Origin of the sequence: Streptomyces oceani (assembly GCF_001751245.1) — a bacterium.
Classification (GTDB): Bacteria; Actinomycetota; Actinomycetes; order Streptomycetales; family Streptomycetaceae; genus Streptomyces; species Streptomyces oceani.
In genome coordinates this window covers 1-20,808 of the sequence record NZ_LJGU01000164.1, presented here as the reverse complement: position 1 = coordinate 20,808, position 20,808 = coordinate 1, and the positions used below count along the sequence as shown (strand labels likewise).

Sequence of the window (20,808 nt, the reverse complement as noted above, 5' to 3'; positions counted from 1 at the left end):
GGTCGGCGGCCGGCCCCGGAGGTTCCACCATGCCAGCCGTGCCCGCCACCGACACCGTCGCCCGCCGGGTAGCCGTCGGTCTCACCGCGGTGCTTCTGCTCCCGGCCACCGCTTGTACGGGACAGCAGGACGACGCTGCGGGGCGATCCGGCGCGGCCCGGGACGTACCGGTGGTCGCCAGGGACCAGGTCGCGTTCGGCGGCACCGTCCGCTGGGCCATCGAGGAGGTGCCCACGACGCTCAACGCCTTCCAGCCGGACGCCAGTGGCGCCACCGCGCGGATCGCGGAGGCCACGCTTCCGGCGTTGTTCACCCTGGACAGTCGGGCACGGCCGCAGCTGAACACGGACTATCTGAAGTCCGCGGAGGTCATGGAGGAGGAGCCGCGCCAGAAGGTCGTCTACACCCTGAACCCCGAGGCCCGGTGGAGTGACGGCCGACCCCTCTCGGCCGCCGACTTCAAGGCTCAGTGGCAGGCGTTGAACGGCGAGAACAGCGCCTTCTGGTCCGCGCGCAACGCCGGTTACGAGCGGATCGAGAGCGTACGGAAGGGGGAGCGGCCGCACCAGGTGGCGGTCACCTTCACCGAGCCGTACGCCGACTGGAAGTCCCTGTTCACGCCGTTGTACCCGAAGTCCGTGATGGGCGAGCCGAAGGCGTTCAACGAGCGGGCACGGGCCGAACTCCCGGTGAGTGCCGGCCCGTTCCGGGTCAAGGAGATCGGTTCCGGGGACGAGCACGCGACCCTGGTGCGGGACGGCGACTGGTGGGGCGACCGGGCCAAGCTGGACCGCATCGTGCTGCAGGCGGTGCCCCGGGAGCGACGGGAGGAGGCGCTCGCGGACGGCGATCTGGACCTCGCCGGCGTACGGCTGTCGGTGGCGGAACGCATCTCCGCCGCCAAGCCCTCGGATGACGCCAAGTTCCCGGACGGCAAGGCGCCGGAGGGTGCCAAGCCCGCTGGTGCCGGCGAGCGGCAGCGGGGCGGGAAGGCCGCCGCCGAGCGGCGACAGCTGCGTGACTACGCCGTACGCCGGGCGTTGGAGCCCGCGTACACCCAGCTGGCGCTGAACGGCGCGAGCGGACCGCTCGCCGACAAGCGGGTACGGCGCGCGGTGGCCCGAGCCATCGACCGGGAGGAGCTGGCCAAGGAGGCACTGGCCAAGGCCGGGCTGCCGGCGAAGCCGCTCGGCAGTCACCTGCGGATGCACGACCAGCAGGGCTACCACGACAACAGTGGCGCACTCGGGGGTCGGGACGTCACCTCGGCGCAGGACCTGTTGGCCGACGCGGGCTGGCACAGCGGGGCCGGTGTCACGGAACCGGACACGGACGCCTCCGTGGACGCCAAGAAGGACGACGCGAACAAAGACGACGCGAACAAGGACACCGACAAGGGTCGGGACAACGGCGAGGACGCCACCACGGACGACCGCGCGCCCGGGGAACGTCCCACCAAGGGCCGGAAGGCCGAGGACGCCGCGCCCGGCTCCGAGCAGGACAGCGAACTCCTCGTCACCGCGGCCGAGGCGGCCCGTGTCCAGGGCGCGCCCCTCGCGCTCGGCCCGGACACCGCCGCGCAGCGTGCGGGCCTGCTCGCGCAGCGGGCCCGTACGGCCGAGCGTGCGGCGGAGGAAGCCGCGGTCGGCGGTGAGACGACCGCGCGGGAGGCCAGGAAGGCGAAGCGGACCGCCGAGCGGGCCCGGAAGCGCGCGGACGAGATGCGGTTGCTGACGGACAGCCGCACCTCTGCGGTACGGGTGAAGCAGGGCGAACCGCTGTCCCTGCGCTTCCTGCTCCCGGCCGGGCCAGGATCGGAGACCATCCAGCGGACGGGCGAGCGGATCGCGCGAGCGTTGAACGGCATCGGCGTGCGCACGGACATCGAGCGGGTCGAGGACGAGAGCTACTTCCGGGACCACATCGCCTCCGGGGACTACGACCTGGCGCTGTACACCTGGCCGGCGACCGCCTATCCGGCCACCGACACCCAGCCGATCTTCGCCAAGCCGATGCCCTCGCCGGACGGTTCGCTGCTGGTGGAGCAGAACTACACCAGGGTCGGCACGGACCGGATCGACCAGCTGTTCGCCGAGGCGGCACGGGAGCTGGACGAGGGAGAGCGGCGGGACCTGCTGCGTGACGCGGACGAGCGGATCTGGGCGGCCGCCGGGTCCGTGCCGCTCTACCAGCGACCGCAGCTGATCGCGGCGAAGAAGGACCTGGTGAACGGCGGCGCCTTCGGCTTCCAGACGCCCAGCTACCAGGACATCGGCTACCGGAAGTAGCCGCGGGCCGGCCCGGGCGGGCTGGCGGGCCGCGCTGCCCGTAGGATGGACGCACAGGTTGCGGCGAACCACACAGACCGCCCGCCGGGCGCGCGCACCGCACCGGTCGTGCCGCCATCCACCCAACCGGGAGAAGCGCCCTCGTATGCCCACGCGCAACGACATCCGTAACGTCGCCATCGTCGCCCATGTCGATCACGGCAAGACGACCCTGGTGGACGCCATGCTCAAGCAGGCCGGCGCCTTCGCGGCGCACCAGCTGGAGTCGGTAGATGACCGGGTCATGGACTCCAACGACCTGGAGCGCGAGAAGGGCATCACCATTCTCGCCAAGAACACCGCGGTCGAGTATCACCCCAAGAGCGGTGGCGGCCCGTACGTCATCAACATCATCGACACCCCGGGGCACGCGGACTTCGGTGGCGAGGTGGAGCGTGGGCTGTCGATGGTGGACGCCGTCGTCCTGCTGGTCGACGCCTCGGAGGGGCCGCTGCCGCAGACCCGCTTCGTGCTGCGCAAGGCGCTGGACGCCCGGCTTCCGGTGATCCTCTGCATCAACAAGACGGACCGTTCGGACTCGCGTATCGCCGAGGTGGTCGACGACACGTACGCGCTGTTCCTGGACCTGGACGCGGACGAGGAGCAGATCGAGTTCCCCATCGTCTACGCCTGCGCGCGGGACGGCGTCGCCTCCCTGACCATGCCGGACGACGGCACCGCGCCGGCGGACAGCGACAGCCTGGAGCCCTTCTTCAGCACCCTCCTGGAGACCGTGCCCGCTCCGGTCTACGAGACCGACGCGCCGTTGCAGGCGCATGTCACCAACCTGGACGCGGACAACTTCCTGGGCCGTATCGCCCTCTGCCGGGTGCAGAACGGCACGCTGCGCAAGGGCCAGACGGTCGCGTGGATGAAGCGGGACGGCAGCGTGCAGAACGTCCGCATCACCGAACTCCTCATGACGCAGGCGCTCACCCGGAAGCCGGCCGAGCAAGCCGGGCCGGGCGACATCTGCGCGGTGGCGGGCATCCCCGACATCATGATCGGGGAGACGCTCGCCGATCCGGAGGCGCCCGTCGCGCTGCCGTTGATCACGGTGGACGAGCCGGCGATCTCCATGACCATCGGTACGAACACCTCGCCGCTGGTCGGCAAGGGCGGCGGCAAGGGCGCGCCCAAGACCAAGGTCACCGCCCGTATGGTGAAGGACCGCCTGGACCGCGAGCTGATCGGCAACGTCTCGCTGCGGGTGCTGCCCACCGAGCGTCCGGACACCTGGGAGGTGCAGGGCCGCGGGGAGCTGGCCCTCGCCATCCTGGTCGAGACCATGCGCCGGGAGGGCTTCGAGCTGACCGTCGGCAAGCCCGAGGTGGTGACGCGGGAGATCGACGGGAAGCTGCACGAGCCGACCGAGCGGCTGACGATCGACGCTCCGGAGGAGCACATGGGCGCGATCACGCAGGTGATGGCGACCCGCAAGGGCCGGATGGAGACGATGGTCAACCACGGCTCCGGCTGGGTCCGGATGGAGTGGATCGTGCCCGCCCGCGGACTGATCGGCTTCCGTACGGAGTTCCTGACCGAGACCCGCGGCACGGGCATCGCGCACTCCATCTCGGAGGGGCACGAGCCCTGGTTCGGTGATCTGCGGACCCGCAAGAGCGGGTCGCTGGTCGCGGACCGGGCCGGTACGGCCACGCCGTTCGCCATGATGAACCTGCAGGAGCGTGGCACGATCTTCGTCGAGCCGGGCACGGAGGTCTACGAGGGCATGCTGGTCGGTGAGAACTCGCGTTCCGACGACATGGACGTGAACATCACCAAGGAGAAGAAGCTCACCAACATGCGCGCCGCCGCGGCCGACACCACCGAGAACCTGGTGCCGCCGCGCAAGCTGTCCCTGGAGCAGTCCCTGGAGTTCTGCCGCGAGGACGAGTGCATGGAGGTCACGCCAGACACGGTGCGTATCCGCAAGGTGGTGCTGGACCAGCGCGAGCGTGGGCGGGCGGCGTCGCGGGCCAAACGCTGAGGGGCATACGGCGCTGAGGGGCGCGCGGTCGGGCGCCGGCGTGACCACGGGTGACGCACGGCGTGGCTTATCGACTCGCGGGGCCGAAAATCCTATAACTGCTGGGAGCTGTTCCTTGGTCAGGACCTTCCAGCAGGGAAGGAGTCACCAGCATGTGTCTCAAGCTCCGCGCGCCCCACTCCGCCAGCAGCGTCCGCGCGCACGTCAGCACTCCCGCGCACGGACGTGCCCGGCTCTCGGCCGTACACGCCCCTCCCGGCTCACCAGCCGGATGGTGGCGGTGGCCCGCCGTACCCGCTGCCCTGGCCGCCGTACCCGCCGTACCCGCCGTACGCTGCGGGGCCCGAACCACCGGCCGCGTACGGCGGGTACGGCGGCTGGTTGCCGGTCGGGCCGAACCGCGGCGGTGCGTAGCCCAGCACGAACAGCACCGCGAGGGCGGCGACACACAGCACCAACTCGTTGAGCAGCGACAACCGCACGTCCGTGGGCAGGTCTGCCAGGTGCTCCATCAGCTCCTGCTTGCCCGCGGCCGCGACCGAGAAGATCGACGAGACCAGCGCGAAGCCCGCGGCCACCAGGCCCAGGGGGCGTGCGAAGGTCGCCCGTACGACCGCCGCCCCGGCCGCGGCGAGGCACAGCAGCACCAGCGTCCAGGCGGTCCAGGCGGCCGGCACGTCCAGCAGCGAGACCAGGCCCTGGTCGCCGACGAGGGCTTCCTCGTACGCCTCCCACGACACGTCGGTCAGGTAGTACACCTGCCAGGCTCCGAGGGAGAGTCCGGCGAAGCCCAGCAACAGGGCGGCGACGACGGCGGGGCCGGGTCGGGGGCGCAGCGGCGCCTGTTCCGCCTGGTTGCCGTAGTTGTCGGCCTCCGGTGGCCGTCGGCCCAGCATCGCGGTGACGATCAGGGCCACGCCCAGCGCCAGCGAGCCGTAGGTGGTGACCTGCGTCTGGGTGCGGAGAGTATCCTCGATACCGCTCAACTGGTCGGCGTCGAAGGTCCAGACGCTCGGCAGGCGCAGGGCGATCGTCGCCACGCCGGTGCTGGCGAGGATGCCGGCGGCGGAGGAGGAGCGGAGAGTCACGGCGGCCGAGACGACGTAGATCATCAACAGGAGGAAGTCGAGGCCGGAGCCGACCCAGACGCCACCCTCCGCCCGGTAGGTGAGCCCGGTCCACAGCCACCACACGTCCGTGACGTCGTGCGCCTCGGACAGGTCCCGGATGATCCAGCCGAGGCAGGCGAGGGCGAGTACGCCCAGGCAGACCGTGCCGAGTACGCGTGCGCCGCGCGCGAGTGGTTGTCCGTGCCGCAACCTGCTACCCCCCATGTTCGGTTTGAGGACGACGAGACTACCCGTCGGTTCGGACCGTACCGGGCTCGTTCGCACGCGGGCAGGCGGGCCGTGGCCGACGGGGCGTCATCCCTGTCAGGTCTACTCCCCTCCCGGGGGCGTCACAAGGGCGTGTGGTGGCGTGGAGTACGGCCCGTCCGCCGGGGGGCGGGCGTACGCGCCGTGCGCAGTGCAGAACCCGACGTTCGTATATCGGAGTAGCGACGACCGTGTTGCGAGCTCATCACGCACTTTTCCACGTGTATGTCAGTGAATGTCCCTTGTGACGATGCACTGTCAAGCACATTGGTACGTCGATCTGCATAACCTTCGCTCAAGATGCGTGTCGGGTCACTGTGGTCTGGCCTACACCTCTTGACTCCGTACTTATCCACTTGCAAAAGTCGCTCAACCCACGGCACACCCCGGTGCCATCGAGACTGGGTTCGGCTAGCACCACGAGCGCGGGGGCACAACGCGATGACGAGTCCATCCCAGGCTGCTGAAGTCGGGACCGACACCCCAGGTACCGAAGAAGCGAGTCTGAGCAAGGAGCCGGTCGGCACTGACGGTCATTCCGGCAGGTCGCCTGGCCAGCTCATGTGGACGCGCTTCAAGCGCGACCGCACAGGCGTGATTTCCGCCTGCGTGGTGATCGCCTTCTTCGCGATCGCCGCACTGGCCCCGGTGATCAGCGCCCTCTACGGCAAGGACCCGTACACGCAGTACGGACTGGAGCAGGAAGGGCTGCTGGACCCCTTCGGTCTTCCGGCCGGCGCGAACGGCGGCATCTCCGTGGACTTCTGGTTCGGAGTCGAGCCGACGCTCGGCCGGGACGTCTTCATCCTGCTCGTCTACGGGATGCGTACCTCCCTCTTCACCGCCCTCGCCGTGGCGGTTCCGATGGTGGTCACCGGCATCATCATCGGCCTGGTGGGCGGCTACATGGGCGGCAAGGTCGACTACTGGCTCGGCCGGCTGACCGACTTCATGATGGCGCTGCCCAGCCAGCTGACCCTGATCGCGACCATGCCCGTGGTGGTCGCGGTCTTCGTCTCGCCCAACGAGGAGACGCCCACCTACATCCGCACCTGCGCGATCATCATCGTGCTCTGGGTGCTGGGCTGGATGAGCATGGCCCGACTCGTACGCAGCCAGGTACTCACCCTGCGCGAGCGGGAGTTCGTGGAAGCAGCGAAGGTCGCCGGAATGCCGCCCTGGCGGATCGTCCGGAAGGAACTGCTGCCCAACCTCTTCACGCCGATCCTGGTGCAGGCCACCTACATGCTCCCGTCCGCGATCCTGAGCATCGCCTTCCTCTCCTTCGTCGGGGTGGGATACGTGGAGCCGACACCGTCCTGGGGGCGGATGTTCGTCACGGCGGCCGAGAACTACGAGGCCAACCCGACCTTCATGTTCTTCCCGGGCATCGCGATGGTGATCTTCGTGGTTGCCTTCAACCTCCTGGGCGATTCCGTGCGGGACGCCTTCGACCCCAAGTCCGGTCGCTGAGGTGCCCAACGCCAGGGGAGCTGCCACCCCCGCACCGACCCCACCGTGTGCGATCGGGCAGAAGACGGATCGATCCCAACGAACAGGCAGGTGCAGCACAGCATGAAACTCAACCGATCGCGCAGACTGCGCGGTGCCGTCATCGGTCTGGCGGCGGGTGCGCTCGTCCTGACCGGCTGCAGCGAGGGCAGCGACGTCGGCAGCGACGCCGGAGCGAGCGAAGCGGACGCGGCGGCCCAGTCCAAGCCGGTGACCTACGGCGACGAGGCCGCTTCCAAGGGCCCCGCCCCCGAGGTGAAGGGTGCCAAGAAGGGCGGCATGATCCGGGTCTTCGAGGAGGCGGACTTCGGCCACCTGGACCCGGGACAGATCTACGTCAGCAACAGCGGTCAGCTCGCCTCGCTGATCCACCGCGGCCTGACGATGTTCAAGGAGGACGAGAAGGGCAACAAGAAGGTCGTGGGTGACCTCGCCACCGACTCGGGCACCAAGTCCGACGGCGGCAAGACCTGGAAGTACACCCTCAAGGACGGCATCAAGGACGAGGACGGTGACCCGATCACCTCCGAGGACATCCGTCACAGCGTCGAGCGGCTGTACTCCGAGGTCATCTTCGACGGCCCGGTCTACCTCCAGCAGTGGCTCTCTGGTGGGGGTTCCTCCTACCGCAAGGCACTGCCGGACGGCCCGTACAAGGGTGACCACCTGCCGGACGACGTCCTGGAGACGCCGGACGACAAGACCGTCATCTTCCACTTCGACAAGCCGCGTCCGGACGTGCCGCAGGCGCTGACCCTGCCGGGCTACTCGGTCGTGCCGAAGGAAGACGACACCAAGAAGAAGTACGACCAGAAGCCGAAGAGCACCGGTCCGTACAAGATCGGCGAGTACACGCCGGACAAGTCCATGAAGCTGGTCAAGAACAAGCACTGGGACCCGAAGACGGACCCCTACCGGCACCAGTACGTGGACGGCTTCAACATCACCTTCAACCACAAGGACGCGGACCAGACGGAGCGTCTGCTCGCGGACCGGGGCGCCGCCAAGAACGGCGTGCAGCTGGCCGGGCACGTGGCCAGCAGCAAGACCAAGAAGGTCATGCAGGAAGCCAAGAACCGTACGATCCAGGGCTACCAGCCGTACGTGTGGCAGATGAACATGAACATGGACCGGATCAAGGACAAGAAGGTCCGGGACGCCATCACCTACGCGCTGCCGAACAAGCAGATCCTGACGCCGGACGGCGGCACCTTCGGTGGCGCGGTCGCCCCCAACCTGCTGGCTCCGACGCTGCCCGGGCACGAGAAGGACTACGACCCGTACGGCAAGCTGAAGAACCCGAACGGTCAGCCGGAGAAGGCCAAGAAGCTGCTGGAGAAGGCGGGCAAGAAGGGCATGAAGCTCCTCTACGCCACCAGTGACGAGCCCGTCCGACAGGACCAGGCGGCGATCATCGAGAAGGCCCTCTCGGACGCCGGCTTCGACGTCCAGAAGAAGGTCATCAACGGCGCCACCTGGTACGAGCAGTTGGGCAAGGTCGACAACGGCTTCGACATCTACATGACCGGCTGGGGCCAGGACTGGCCGTCACCTTCGACGGTCATCCCGCCGAGCTACGACGGCGACCAGATCCAGGACGGCGCGTCGAACTACTCGCACATCGACGACAAGCACGTGGACAAGGAGATCGACCGCATCTCCGAGATCGTCGACCCGAAGAAGGCGGTCAAGGAGTGGCAGAAGCTCCACAAGTACATTCTTGAGGAGGTCAACCCGGCCGCTCCGCTGTACTACACCAAGAGCCTGCAGATGCACGGTTCGAACGTGGGCGGAGCCCGGTACAGCACGACCAAGAGCTACATCGACCTCACGCGTCTGTACCTGAAGAAGTAACACCACCGGCGGGTCCCCGTGGATCGGCTTCCCGGGGACCCGCCACCACCTCGTCCGTACCGCTTCCTTTCCTGTCGTAGCCGCCGTGCCGAGAGCAGCGAAACACTATGTTCCGATTTATTATCCGCCGGTCACTAGGCGCCTTCGTCATTCTGCTGTTGATCAGTGCGTTCACGTTCTTCATGTTCTTCGCGATTCCACAGGACCCGGCACTGCTGGCCTGCGGGAAGAACTGCGGTCCGGAAGCCCTGGAGCTCATTCACAAGAACATGGGCCTGGACAAACCGGTGCCGGAACAGTATTTCGAGTTCATGAAGGGCATCGTCGCCGGACGTGACTTCTCCGTCGGACACTGCGACGCGCCCTGTTTCGGAATCTCCTTCGACGACCAGCGGAACGTCTGGGACACCATCATCGACCGGCTGCCCCTGACCGTCTCGCTCACCGTCGGCGGTCTGGTCGTCTTCCTGGCCATCGGCATCGGCGCCGGCATGATCGCCGCCCGCAAGAAGGGCACCCTCACGGACAAGTCCGTCAGCTCGCTGTCCCTGGTCTTCAGCTCGATGCAGATCTACTTCCTGGGTCCGATCATGCTGGGCCTGCTGGTCTACAGCACGGGCTGGATGGACTCGCCCAAGTACGTTCCGATCTCCGAGGACCCGATCGGCTGGGCCGTGGGACTGCTCATCCCCTGGTTCGTCATGGCACTGATCTTCACCGCGCAGTACACACGTATGTCCCGCTCGACGCTCATCGAGCAGATGCAGGAGGACCACGTCCGTACCGCCAAGGCCAAGGGCATGAGCAAGCGCTACGTCTTCTACCGGTACGCCTGGCGCGGCTCGCTGACCCCGATCGTCACGATCCTCGGCATCGACCTCGGCTCGCTGCTCGGCGGGGCGATCGTCACCGAGCAGACGTTCAGCCTGGCCGGACTCGGACAGTTGGTGATCGACTCCACCAACAACAAGGACCTGCCGATGACCATGGGCGTGATGCTGATCAGCGCCGCGTTCATCCTGCTGCTCAACATCATCGTGGACGTCGTGTACGGCTTCATCGACCCGCGCGTGCGTCTGGCCTAGGAGAACCACAGTGACGACTATGACCAAGCAGGCGGAGACCCCGCCGCCCTCCGCGGGCGACCCCTACCTCACGGTGGACGACCTGCACGTCCGGTTCTCCACCGAGGACGGCGTCGTGCAGGCCGTGAACGGCCTCTCGTTCGGTCTGGAGCGCGGCCGGACGCTGGGCATCGTCGGCGAGTCCGGTTCCGGGAAGTCGGTCACCAACCTGACCGTGCTGGGCCTGCACAACCCGACGACCACCGAGGTCACCGGCAGTATCGAGCTGGACGGCCAGGAACTGATCGGCGCGAGCGAGAAGAAGCTGGAGGGGCTGCGCGGCCACAAGATGGCCATGATCTTCCAGGACCCGCTCACCGCCCTGTCGCCGTACTACACCATCGGCCGGCAGATCGCGGAGCCCTACCGCAAGCACCTCGGCGCCTCCAAGAAGGAGGCACACGCACGCGCCACCGAGATGCTGCACAAGGTGGGCATCCCGAACCCGAAGCTGCGGGTCAACGACTACCCGCACCAGTTCAGCGGCGGTATGCGGCAGCGCGCGATGATCGCCATGGCGCTGGTCTGCAACCCGGACCTGCTGATCGCCGACGAGCCGACCACCGCGCTGGACGTCACCGTCCAGGCGCAGATCCTCGACTTGCTCCGGGACCTGCAGCAGGAGTTCGGCTCCGCGATCGTCTTCATCACCCACGACCTCGGCGTCATCGCCAACATGGCCGACGACATCATGGTGATGTACGGCGGGCGCGCGGTCGAGCGCGGTACGGCCCGGGAGGTGCTGCGCAGCCCGCAACACCCGTACACCTGGGGCCTGCTCAGCTCCATGCCGCGACTCGGTGGCGACGTCAACGCCCAACTGCGGCCGATCGAGGGGACGCCGCCGAGCCTGCTCAACCCGCCGCCCGGCTGTCCGTTCCATCCGCGTTGCGACTTCCAGGACGAGGTGACGGGCGCCTCCTGCGTACGGGACCAGCCCAAACTGCCTGACGGGCGGGCCGCGGCGTGCCATCTGACAGCGGAGCAGAAGCGCACCTTCTTCATCGAGCAGATCAAGCCCCGGCTGGGCTAGGAGACGTAAGACATGAGCGACGAACTGACCGTCACCGAGCCGGAGATCAGCAGCGTGTCCACCGGTGAGCCGCTGATGGAGGTCGAGGGCCTGGTCAAGCACTTCCCGATCAAGGGAGGCTTCCCCATCAAGCGGACGGTGGGACACGTCCAGGCGGTGGACGGGATCGACCTGACCGTGCACGAGGGCGAGAGCTTCGGCCTGGTCGGCGAGTCCGGCTGCGGCAAGTCCACCACCGGCCGGCTGCTGACCCGGCTGCTGGAGCCCACCAAGGGCAAGATCTCCTATCGCGGGCAGGACATCACGCACGCCAACCGGCGTCAGTTGAAGCCCGTACGCTCCGACATCCAGATGATCTTCCAGGACCCGTACTCCTCGCTGAATCCCCGGATGACGGTCGGCTCCATCATCGGCGACCCGATGGACGTCAACGGCATCAACCCGGCCGGCGGCCGGGAGAACCGGGTGCGGGAGCTACTGGAGACGGTCGGGCTCAACCCGGAGCACTACAACCGCTTCCCGCACGAGTTCTCCGGCGGCCAGCGGCAACGCATCGGGGTGGCGCGGGCGCTGGCGCTCGAGCCGAGGATCATCGTGGCGGACGAGCCGGTCTCGGCACTGGACGTCTCCATCCAGGCCCAGGTCGTCAACCTGCTGCAGCAGGTGCAGCGGGAACTGGGCATCGCCTTCCTGTTCATCGCGCACGACCTGGCGGTGGTACGGCACTTCTCACAACGGCTCGCGGTGATGTACCTGGGCAAGGTGGTCGAGGTCGGCGACCGTGAGTCGATCTACAACCGCCCCCGGCACCCGTACACCCACGCCCTGCTGTCCGCGGTCCCGGAGGCCACGCTGGACGAGGACGCGGATGACGACCAGCGGCAACGCATCCGGCTCGCCGGTGACGTGCCCTCGCCGATCGACCCGCCCTCCGGTTGCCGTTTCCGTACGCGCTGCTGGAAGGCCCAGGAGAAGTGCGCGACCGAGGAACCGCCGCTGGTGCAGATCGCCGGCAACGCCGAGGGTCACCTGACGGCCTGCCACTTCCCGGAGGAGGGGACGATCTCCGCGAAGGGCGCGGAGGACATCGTCATGGACGAGGCGCTGGCCGCCATGGAGGGCAGCGAGCCGGCGGACGCCCCGAAGGTCACGGACGCCAGTAAGGGCTGAACGACCCGCGAGCGCGGAGGGGGCCGGTCCCGTGTCCGGCCCCCTCCGTTTCGTGCGGGGGCAGGCGCTACGTCCGCTCCGGCGCCGGGATGCCCAGCGACCGCCGCAGGAAGTCCACCTGCAGCAGCAACAGGTTCTCCGCGACCACCTCCTGGGTGGGCATGTGGGTGACCCCGGACAGCGGCAGCACCTCGTGCGGTCGTCCGGCCGCCAGCAGCGCGGAGGAGAGCCGCAGGCCGTGCGCGACCACCACGTTGTCGTCGGCCAGCCCGTGGATCAGCATCATCGGACGGTGCGGCTCGCGTGCCTCGACCAGCCCCTCGTCGGTGACCAGGGAGTTGGCGGCGTACCCCGCAGGGTTCTCGCGCGGATCGCCGAGATAGCGCTCGGTGTAGTGCGTGTCGTACAACCGCTGGTCGGTGACCGGGGCGCCGACGACGGCCGCGTGGAACACCTCGGGCCGGCGCAGCACCGCGAGTCCCGCGAGGAAGCCGCCGTACGACCAACCACGGATGCCCACCCTGGTGAGGTCCAGCGGATACTCCTCCGCCAGCGCGTGCAGCGCGTCGACCTGGTCAGCGAGGTTGACGGCCGCCAGGTCGCGGGAGTTCGCCTTCTCCCAGGCCGGCGAACGTCCCGGCGTGCCACGCCCGTCCGCCACGACGACCGCGAAGCCCTGGTTCGCGAACCACTGGGAGGTCAGGTGCGCGTTGTGCGCCGCGGTCACCCGCTGCCCGTGCGGACCGCCGTAGGGGTCCATCAGCACCGGCAGTGGCCCGTCCTCCGCTCGGTATCCGGCGGGCAGCAGCAGCGCCGTCGGGATGGCGCGACGTCCGGCGTGCAGGAGTTCCGGCGCGGCGGTCAGCACCGGCTGTTCGGCGTACGAGGCGAGCGCGCCCAGCGTCTCGAGCCGTCCGTCGGCGTCCGGTCGCAGCACCGTGGCCCGGGCACCGGGCCGGTCCAGCACGGCTGAGGACAGCACCACGGTCTCCCCGCCGCGCACCGCCGAGGCGACGTGCGGCACTGGCTCGGTGGCCAACCGCTCCCAGCCCGCGCCGCCTCCACCGCCGCCGGGAGCGGCGCCTTCGGGGTGTTCGGGGTCGTACGGGACCCGGTAGACGCCGATGTCCCCCGGCTCGCCGTGCTCCGTGCTCCCGTCCGCGGCGCCCTCGGCGGCGCCGGGATCCCCCGCCGAGGCGCTGAACATGACGTGCCGTGGCCCGATGTCCAGCACCGCGCGTACGTGCAGCGCGGCCGAGGTGAGTGGCCGGTCGTCCAGCAGCAGCCGCCGCGCGCCGTCCTGGTCCACGATCCGTACGAGCCGACCGTCGGGTGCCCAGGCGGGGACGCCGGCGAACAGTTCTAGCCAAACCTCGTCCCGCTCCTCGCGCAGCGGAGTGGCGGCGCCGGTCTCCCGGTCGACCGTCAGCAGCAGTTGGCTCCGCTGGTCCCGGGCCTGGACCAGCAGCAGCGGCGGCCCGTACGGCGACCAGTGCACCCGGGCGAGATACGGGAACCGCTCCCGGTCCCAGGCGACCTCCGTACGCCCGCTGCCGTCCGCCGCCAGTAGGTGCAGCGTGACCTCGGCATTGGGGGTGCCGGCGGCCGGATAGGCCACCTCGGTCGGTTTCCGCTCCGGGTTCGCCGGGTCGCCGATCCACCAGCGCCGTACCGGAGCGTCGTCCACCCGAGCCACCAGCAGCTGCTCGCCGTCCGGGGACCACCAGTAGCCCCGGTGCCGCTGCATCTCCTCGGCGGCGACGAACTCGGCGACTCCGTAGGTCACCGTGTCCGACTCCGGGGTGACCAGGGCGCGTTCGCCGGTGCCGTCGCAGTCCACCGTGCGCAGCTCGCCGCCGCTGACGTACGCGACCCGGTCGCCGTCCGGATCCGGCCGCGGGTCCAGCACCGCCCCGGTGGCGGGGAGTTCGCGGGCGGTGCCGGCCCGCAGCTCGGTGAGGAAGAGCCGGCCGGAGAGAGCGAAGGCGGCCAACTCCACCGCGGTGTCGGTGGCATATGCGACGATTCCGGCCGAGCCCTCGCGGCTGCGCTCCCGGCGGGCACGCTCCTCGGCCGAGAGCTCCTCGGTGGCGCCGTCGAGGAGCACGGCGGGGTCGGCCACGGCGAACTCGCGGCCGTCCGTGAGGTCGCGCACCCACAGGGCGTGCGCCCGGTCGGTGCCGCCACCGCTGCGCAGGAAGACGACCCGGTCGCCGTCGGGCGCCACGGTGAAGGCCCGTGGGGCGCCGAGGGTGAGCCGGTTGGTGCGTGCGTACTGCCGGGGAAAGGTCGTAGCCATGCGGCGAGCCTACGGGCTGTCGCGGAGATCCACCGGGCCCGCGGGACAGCCCCACGGCACGGCCACGGACCACGGGATGGCTTGAATCGAATATGCGCCCCTCATCTGCTTCCGTGCACCGAGCTGTGCCGACGCCTCGGTCGCTATGATCACTTGCGCACCCCAGGTGCTGGGTAGGCACCGTTCGGAGCCGGTTGCCAGGCCCAACACCCCCCGCTCGTCCCGTGCCACACGTCTGTAGGAGGTGAACCGTCGTGGCCCTGTCGATATCGGCGGTGCTGTTGCTCGGTATCATCGTCTTCCTGCTGGTCAAGAAGTCCGGACTGAAGGCCGGGCATGCCTTGGTCTGCATGCTGTTGGGCTTCTACTTGGCGAGTTCCTCCATGGCTCCGACGATCAGTGACGTGACCACCAACGTCGCGGGGATGATCGGCGACATCAGCTTCTGACCCGGGCTCGCCACCGCTGTGCGGAGGGTGCGCGCTGTTTCGGTACGCCGCACCCGTGCGCCGTACACGAGCCGCGTGCGCTCGTACGCGAGCCCCGCGACCCGTACGCCTTCGGGCCGTGTCGCGGCCGGGTGCGGCGGCCTGCCGTACGGCCGCCCGGGCGTCGTAGGCTCGGGACATGACCGAGCCACCCGAGCGCCGGCTACTGCTGGTGCACGCGCACCCGGACGACGAGTCCATCAACAACGGCGCCACCATGGCGAAGTACGCCGCCGAGGGCGCCCTCGTCACCCTGGTGACCTGCACGCTCGGCGAGGAGGGCGAGGTCATCCCCCCGGAGTTGGCGCATCTGGCGCCGGACCGTCAGGACCGGCTTGGACCGTACCGGGTCGACGAACTGGCCGCCGCGATGCGGGAGCTGGGCGTGCGCGACCACCGGTTCCTCGGAGGCGCGGGCCGCTACCGGGACTCCGGCATGATGGGCGCCCCGCAGAACGACCGCCCCGACTGCTTCTGGCAGGCCCCGCTCGACGAGGCCGCCACCCCGCTGGTGGAGATCATCCGGGAGGTACGGCCGCAAGTGCTGCTGACGTACGACCCGTACGGCGGTTACGGTCACCCGGACCACATCAAGGCACACCGGGTCGCCGTCCGAGCGGCCGAACTCGCCGCGGACCCGGGCTGGTCGGCCCAGGCGGGCCCCGCGCACGCCATCCAGCGCACCTACTGGAACTGTCTGCGGCGCTCCACCATGGAGGAGGGCTTCGCGCGGCTGCGAGCCGCCGCCGACGCGCCCTTCCCGCGGGTCGCGAGTATGGCGGACCTGCCGGGAGTGGTGGACGACGAGCAGATCGCGGTGACCGTGGACGGTGGCGAGCGGTACACCGCCGCCAAGGCCGCGGCGATGCGGGCGCACGCCACGCAGATCGCCGTGGACGGACCCTTCTTCGCGTTGTCGAACGAGCTGGGACAGCCGCTGTTCGGAGTCGAGCACTACCGGCTGCCCGACGCGCCGGCGCCGGCGGGCGGTCCGGCCGGCGACCTGTTCGCCGGGCTTGGTGCGGCCGGGGCCGGGACCGAGCCTGAGGGCGGTGCGNCAGCAGCGGTCCGGCCGGCGACCTGTTCGCCGGGCTTGGTGCGGCCGGGGCCGGGACCGAGCCTGAGGGCGGTGCGGCATGAACCGGGGCAGGGTGTGGACGTACGCGGCGCTGGTCGTGCTCGGGCTGCTGACCGGCTTGGCGGGCGGCCTCGTGCAGGCGGGCTGGTCGACCGGTGGGGTGCCGCTGGCACTGGCCGGTGCGGCGGGACTCTTCTGGGGCGGGAGCCAGTTGACACGCGGCAAGGGGGGCGCGGTGGCACCGGCCGCCGGCTGGCTGGTGGCGGTGGTGTTGCTCACCACGCCGCGTCCGGAGGGGGATTTCGTCTTCGGTGCCGGACTTGGGGCGTACGTCTACCTGTTCGGCGGGATGCTCATCGCCGTGATGTGTGCCACGATCGCACTTCCCGCGGTGCCGGGCGCGAAGGACCGGGACCGCCGGAACCACAACTGAGTCCGTGGGTGCCCCCACACGCGTGGCCACTGGGTGCCGCGTTCCCGCCGGGGGTGGCGAACACCGCCTCGTACGAGGTCGAAACAGCGCCCCGGGCTTGTCGTACGGGAGTCGCTGTGCTCGTGTGAGGGGACTGCCAAGGGGTCACGAGGGGGCCGGGTTGGAGCGATGCCGAGGTACTCGGCGCCGCCAACGGGGGCCCGCGAAGAGCCGGGTGGGACACCCGAGACGGGGTCGTAGTCGCGAGACGGGTCACCAGCCCGGGCCACCCCAAGTAAGGTAGTCCGCGCCGGCGAGCCGCCTTCGGACAATCAGGACGGCGGCGAATCCAACCGGGAGAACCTGCATTGAGCCGTGAAACCGACAGTTCGTCCTCCGGGCCCCGTGGGCGCGGCGGGTCCGCTTACGACCCCGGCACCGAGCCGTACGGCTCCGCCGAGGGGGCTGACGAGCCACCTCCGGGCTCCGGGCCCGACTCGGGTGGCGAGACGGACGAACCGAAGACCGAGACGACGCTGACCACCCGGATTCGGATCAACATCCCCGGGTCCAGGCCGATTCCGCCCGTGGTGATGCGTAAACCCGTTGGTGAGAAGGGCGGTCCCGAGGAGGACGGCACGACCGGCGAGGCCGGCGCCATTTCGGACACGTCAGACGCGTCAGCCACCCCGGCTCCGTCCTCCGCGGCGGCCTCCGCTTCGACTTCCGCCTCCGCCTCCGGTTCCGCGCGCGGCGGTGCGGACGGCACGGTCGCCATGTCCGCCGACGGCGCGGGCGACACGCGTGGCTCACGGGGCCAGGGCGGCCCGCGGGAACGCGGCGGGTCCGGGGCCCGGTCCAAGAGTGGAGGCGGTTCGGCCTCCGGCGACGGCGAGTTCAGCCAGGGCACCAGCGACTGGTTCGCTCCCCGCAAGCGTCCCAAGCGCGATCAGGAGCGCGCCGCCGACTCAGCCGGGTCACCGGCCCCGAGGGCGCCGGGTGACGACCCCGCCGGTGGGTCGCCGTACGGCACCGGCCCGGCCGGTGGTTCGCCGTACGGCGCGAGCCCGGGTGACCCGGCGGGCGGGCCGGCGACCGGACCGGAGAGCGGTTCGGGCCACCCGGACACCCCGCCTGACGGATTCCCGTCGGTGGGCACGGGCCTGGGTACGGGTGCGGCTGAGGATACTGGCAGCATGCCGAGCCCCGTCGACGACCTGATGGGACCGTTCCAGGGCGGCCCGAGCGGCGCGGGTGCTCCGTCGAGTACCCCGCCGAGCGGCCCCACGAGCGGGCCGGAGACCGGTGACATGCCGCTCGGTTCGCCCGCCACCGGGACGCCGCCGCTGCCCCCCTTCGGTTCCGGGCCGCCCGTGCCGGGTGAGCCACCCGAACCGCCGGTGTCCGCGCTGTACGAGAGCGGCGGCATCCAGGTGCCGCCCCCGCCACCGCCCGTGCCGGGCGGGGGACCGGACCTCGGCGGCGCGAAGCCGGCCACCGGTCCGGACGACCCGGAGCGCAGCAGTGAGACGCTGGTCAGCGGCATCCCCCGACTGCCCTCCTCGGAGGGTGAGCGCCCGGGCGGCGGCCTGGGCACCGCCCCGGGTCGCGGTCCGGCGGGTGAACCGCCCGCGCCGCCCCCGGCGGACTCCGGTCTCCGACAGTCGATGGACGACAGTGCCGAACCGCCCGCCTCCAAGGGCCGTTCGAAGTTGGTCATGGTCGGCCTCAGCCTGGTCGGCGTGCTGGGACTGGCGTACGGCGTCGGACTGTTCCTCGACCACGCCGACGTGCCCAAGGGCACCACGGTGCTGAACGTGGAGATCGGCGGCAAGCAGCAGCAGGACGCCGTGGACACCCTGGACAAGGAGCTGGGCGACCGGGTGACGGCGCCGCTGACCGTCGAGGTCGGAGGCGAGAAGACCAAGCTCAAGCCGAGCGTGGCCGGACTGACCATAGACACCGAGGAGACCGTACGAGACGCCTCCGGGCGGGACTACAACCCGGTCTCGGTCATCGGCTCGCTGCTCGGCGGCAGTCGGGACGCGGAGGCCGTGCTGGAGGTCGACGACGACAAGCTGAAGGAGGCGCTCTCCTCCCTGCCCGCCGCCAAGGACGGTGCCGGGGAGACGGGGGAGGGCATGGTCAAGTTCGTGAACGGCGAGGCCGTTGGCGTACCGGGCAAGCCGCACAAGGGCATCGACGTCGACAAGGCGGCCGACACGGTGACGGACGCCTACCGGGAGCGCGCCGCGACCGGCGCGGACTCCGCGGTTCGGCTGCCGGTGAGCACCCAGCAGCCGAAGATCAGCAAGCGGGAGATCCAGCAGGCCGTCAACGGCTTCGGCGAGAAGGCCATGTCGGGCTGGGTGTGGCTGAAGGCGGGCGATGTCGAGGTGCCGTTCAGTGAGGAGACCATCGGCGACTTCCTGACCATGCGGGAGGGTGGCGGTACGCTCCAGCCGGTGGTTGATCGGGCCGCGCTGGAGAAGACCTACGGTTCGGCCTTCGACGAGGTGGTCATCGACGGCGCCGCGGGCACCGTGCCGATGACGTCGAAGCACGCTGCGATTGCCATGACGCAGGCGTTGGGCAAGACGGCGCCGGAGTCGGGGAAGCGGCTGGCCGTGGTGGCGAACGCCCGGAGCCGCTGAAGCGGGCCACCGAACCGGCCACTGACCCCAGTCGCTGACCCGAGTCGCTGAAGCGGGCCGCTGGAGCGGGCCGTTGCACGAACCCGGTCGGCGCGGCCGTACGGCACACGTCCCACGCCCGTACGGCCGCGCCGGCGGCCCGGGCCCGTGCCCGGGCTCAGTTGAGCCGGGCCCGGGCCGACCGTGCCTCCCGCCGCAGGGCGTCCGCGGCGGCCGGCTCCATCGTGGCGATGACGTCCGCGTACTCCTCCAGGTGCTCCGCGCCCCTGATGAACTCGCCCCGCTCGACGAGCAGTCGCGCGCGCTCCCGACGCAGTTCGGCGGGATGGTGCGGGAGCAGCAGGGAGAGTTCCAGGGACCACAGCTGTACGTCCGAGTGCTCCGGGCGGGCGGCGGCCCAGGCCCGGATGTTGTTCAGCACCCGCAGCACCGTCTGAAGCGGGTCCGCCGGCCGCAGCGGGGAACGCGACTCCGGCGTGGACGGCCCGGAGTGCCGTGCCAGCAGCGACTCCACCTCGCCCTCCGCTAGCAGCCGACCACCGTCGAAGGGATCGGCGAGCACCTGCTCGCCGCCCGGATCACCGAAACCCACGACGTAGTGCCCGGGCAGGGCGACCCCGTACACCGGGGCCCCGGCCCGACGCGCCACCTCGCTCCAGACCAGCGACAGCAGGATGGGAAGTCCGCGCCGACGGGCGAGCACGGCCTGGAGGAGGGACGAGTCCAGCCGCCGGTAGTCCGCCGGGGTGCCGTAAAAGCCGTACTCCTCGCCCAGCAGCCGGCGCAGTGCCATGGCCCAGGCGCGCGGCTCGCCGCCGGTCGCCGCTCCCTGACCACCCCGCAGGCTCGCGGGCAGCAGGCCGGCGAGCCGGTCGAGTTCGATCTGCGTCTCGTCGACCACGGACTCCTCGAGGGGCGCCCCGGCGCCGTACGCGGTCGACTCCGCACCGATCAGCAGGCACAACAGCACCAGGTCCGGCCGGTCTTCGGTGGCGGCGGCCCGGAACCGCTCTCGGTTGCTGGTCACGTCGCTCCTAACGGTCCGGTTGGGATGCTATCGGCGCCAACCGGTAGTGGTAGGCGTGGTGTTCCGCGAAGCCCATCCGGTCGTACAACGCGCGGGCGGCCGTGTTGCCCGGCTCCACCTGGAGATACGCCGCCGACGCGCCCTCCTCCAGTGCCGTACGAGCCAACTCGGCCAGGACGGCGCCGCCCAGCCCGCGCCGGCGATGCTCGGGGGCGACGCCCATGGCCGCGAACCCGGCCCAGCGGCCGTCCACCACACAGCGCCCGACGGCGGCCGGACGCCGCTGATCCGGTTCCCCGGCCACGGTGGCGAACCACACGGAGGGGCCGCGGGCCAGTACCCGGGCCGCCGCGCCGTCCAGGCCTGCGGTGGGCGAGTAGCCGCTCAGCCAGTGCGCGTCCAACCGCCGGTGCACCCGCACCCGGGGGTCCGGCGGCCGGTCGGCGAGCGGCGCGAGGGCGGCC

The 20,808-nt window shown here is 70.3% G+C and carries 13 protein-coding genes and 1 pseudogene; 10 read left to right on the top strand and 4 right to left on the bottom strand.

Annotated elements, in window-relative coordinates:
• Nucleotides 1-29 precede the first annotated feature (29 nt).
• Together AN216_RS25900 and typA are read left to right on the top strand one after the other, a co-directional pair.
• Nucleotides 30-2,288, top strand: a complete 2,259-nt coding sequence (locus AN216_RS25900; protein WP_070199162.1) for an ABC transporter family substrate-binding protein — start codon at nucleotides 30-32, stop codon at nucleotides 2,286-2,288.
• A 145-nt stretch (nucleotides 2,289-2,433) separates the two neighbouring features.
• Nucleotides 2,434-4,317, top strand: a complete 1,884-nt coding sequence (typA, locus tag AN216_RS25895; protein WP_070199161.1) for a translational GTPase TypA — start codon at nucleotides 2,434-2,436, stop codon at nucleotides 4,315-4,317.
• A 260-nt stretch (nucleotides 4,318-4,577) separates the two neighbouring features.
• Here the strand turns inward: typA and AN216_RS28485 are convergent, their stop codons facing one another.
• On the bottom strand, nucleotides 4,578-5,651 hold the full coding sequence (locus AN216_RS28485) for a hypothetical protein (protein ID WP_139141005.1): 1,074 nt from the start codon (nucleotides 5,649-5,651) through the stop codon (nucleotides 4,578-4,580).
• A 483-nt stretch (nucleotides 5,652-6,134) separates the two neighbouring features.
• Here AN216_RS28485 and AN216_RS25885 point away from each other — a divergent pair, with 483 nt between their 5' ends.
• The 5 genes from AN216_RS25885 (at nucleotide 6,135) to AN216_RS25865 (ending at nucleotide 12,386) form a co-directional block, all read left to right on the top strand.
• A complete protein-coding gene (locus AN216_RS25885) occupies nucleotides 6,135-7,166 on the top strand; it encodes an ABC transporter permease (RefSeq protein WP_070199159.1) in 1,032 nt (343 codons plus the stop codon).
• A gap of 102 nt (nucleotides 7,167-7,268) precedes the next feature.
• A complete protein-coding gene (locus AN216_RS25880) occupies nucleotides 7,269-9,059 on the top strand; it encodes an ABC transporter substrate-binding protein (RefSeq protein ID WP_070199179.1) in 1,791 nt (596 codons plus the stop codon).
• Nucleotides 9,060-9,166: 107 nt separating this feature from the next.
• Nucleotides 9,167-10,144, top strand: a complete 978-nt coding sequence (locus AN216_RS25875; protein WP_070199158.1) for an ABC transporter permease — start codon at nucleotides 9,167-9,169, stop codon at nucleotides 10,142-10,144.
• A 10-nt stretch (nucleotides 10,145-10,154) separates the two neighbouring features.
• Nucleotides 10,155-11,216, top strand: a complete 1,062-nt coding sequence (locus tag AN216_RS25870; protein WP_070199157.1) for an ABC transporter ATP-binding protein — start codon at nucleotides 10,155-10,157, stop codon at nucleotides 11,214-11,216.
• Between the two features lie 12 nt (nucleotides 11,217-11,228).
• Nucleotides 11,229-12,386: an ABC transporter ATP-binding protein gene (locus AN216_RS25865; protein ID WP_070199156.1), complete on the top strand. Its 1,158-nt coding sequence runs from the start codon at nucleotides 11,229-11,231 to the stop codon at nucleotides 12,384-12,386.
• Nucleotides 12,387-12,453: 67 nt separating this feature from the next.
• Here AN216_RS25865 and AN216_RS25860 read toward each other — a convergent pair whose 3' ends face one another.
• Nucleotides 12,454-14,685, bottom strand: a complete 2,232-nt coding sequence (locus tag AN216_RS25860; protein ID WP_070199155.1) for a S9 family peptidase — start codon at nucleotides 14,683-14,685, stop codon at nucleotides 12,454-12,456.
• 254 nt (nucleotides 14,686-14,939) lie between these two features.
• Between AN216_RS25860 and AN216_RS25855 the strand changes: the two genes are divergently transcribed.
• The 3 genes and pseudogenes from AN216_RS25855 to AN216_RS29520 all read left to right on the top strand — a co-directional run bounded on the left by AN216_RS25855 (nucleotide 14,940) and on the right by AN216_RS29520 (nucleotide 19,317).
• A complete protein-coding gene (locus tag AN216_RS25855) occupies nucleotides 14,940-15,134 on the top strand; it encodes a hypothetical protein (RefSeq protein WP_070199154.1) in 195 nt (64 codons plus the stop codon).
• A 178-nt stretch (nucleotides 15,135-15,312) separates the two neighbouring features.
• Nucleotides 15,313-16,194: pseudogene (gene mshB / locus AN216_RS30570) on the top strand (N-acetyl-1-D-myo-inositol-2-amino-2-deoxy-alpha-D-glucopyranoside deacetylase); the annotation flags it as partial.
• A gap of 837 nt (nucleotides 16,195-17,031) precedes the next feature.
• Entirely contained in the window at nucleotides 17,032-19,317 is a 2,286-nt protein-coding gene (locus AN216_RS29520; RefSeq protein WP_070199153.1) for a hypothetical protein, read from the top strand.
• A gap of 157 nt (nucleotides 19,318-19,474) precedes the next feature.
• Here the strand turns inward: AN216_RS29520 and AN216_RS25840 are convergent, their stop codons facing one another.
• Nucleotides 19,475-20,344 carry a transglutaminase-like domain-containing protein gene (locus AN216_RS25840; RefSeq protein ID WP_070199152.1) on the bottom strand — a complete coding sequence of 290 codons (870 nt, stop codon included), beginning with the start codon at nucleotides 20,342-20,344 and terminating at the stop codon, nucleotides 19,475-19,477.
• 7 nt (nucleotides 20,345-20,351) lie between these two features.
• A partial coding sequence (locus tag AN216_RS25835; protein ID WP_139141003.1) for a GNAT family N-acetyltransferase occupies nucleotides 20,352-20,808 on the bottom strand: 457 nt, incomplete at its 5' end.